Here is a 917-nt window from a genome sequence, read left to right as displayed (position 1 = left end):
TCGAAGACCATCGTGGCCGTCAACAAGGACCCCGAGGCCCCGATCTTCGAGCTCGCCGACTACGGCGTGGTCGGCGACCTCTTCGCGGTCGTGCCGCAGCTCACCGCCGAGGTCAAGGCCCGCAAGGCCTGACACCGGTCCGGACCGGACGCCGAAAGGGGCGTGGCACCGAGTACCCCGGGGTACTCGGTGCCACGCCCCTTTCGCAATTCCCGACGAGACGCCCGCCCCACTGAGCCCGCCGCCCGGTCACTCCGCGAAGGCCGCCAGGTGCTGGGTGAACCCGCCCTGGTTCGGCGGCAGCGGCCGGGGCTCGACGGTCGGCACGCGCTCCGGCTCCTCGGGCGCCAGCACCGTCAGCTCCGGCTGCTCCGAACCGGCCGGCGCGCTGAGCCGGACCCGGGTGCCCACCGGCACCGTGGAGCGCAGACCGGTGACGATGCACCAGACGTCGAACCCCTCGGCCATCCGGATCAGCGACTTCTGCCGGGCCAGCGGCGTACGGGCCTGCTCGACGGCGCACCGCCGCACCACCCCGGTGCCCTCGCTGCGCTCCAGCCGCAGCTCGGTGGAGCCGCAGGTCGGGCAGAGCAGCCGCTGGAAGGTCGGGTTGTGGCACCAGGCGCAGCGCTGGAAGTACAGCGGGGCGCTCTCGATGTCGGCGTCGATGGCTGAGTGGACCACGGTGTCATCTCCCTGCGTCGTACGGGCCCGGTGCTACGGCTACCGCCGGGAAGAGGATAGGGAACTCAGTACCACTCTGGGAAGGCACTGAGTTCCCTTTTTATCGCGTTCGTGCATAATGAAGGGTACTGAGTGCCGTCTAGAACCTCGTGAAACAGGAGTGGCCGATCATGAGCCAGGACTTCGATCTCTTCCGGATCTCCGAGGAGCACGAGATGCTCCGTGAGGCGGTG

At 69.1% G+C, this 917-nt stretch carries 1 protein-coding gene and 1 pseudogene; one reads left to right on the top strand and one right to left on the bottom strand.

The window, feature by feature from the left end:
* Positions 1-132, top strand: a pseudogene (locus ACFP3U_RS36945) (electron transfer flavoprotein subunit alpha/FixB family protein); the annotation flags it as partial.
* A 117-nt stretch (positions 133-249) separates the two neighbouring features.
* Here the strand turns inward: ACFP3U_RS36945 and ACFP3U_RS36940 are convergent.
* Positions 250-684, bottom strand: coding sequence for a PhlB family protein (locus ACFP3U_RS36940; RefSeq protein WP_380230159.1), 435 nt, complete (start codon positions 682-684; stop codon positions 250-252).
* Positions 685-917: the final 233 nt, after the last annotated feature.

Origin of the sequence: Kitasatospora misakiensis (assembly GCF_042656005.1) — a bacterium.
Classification (GTDB): domain Bacteria; phylum Actinomycetota; class Actinomycetes; order Streptomycetales; family Streptomycetaceae; genus Kitasatospora; species Kitasatospora misakiensis.
This window is presented reverse-complemented; position numbering and strand designations above follow the sequence as displayed.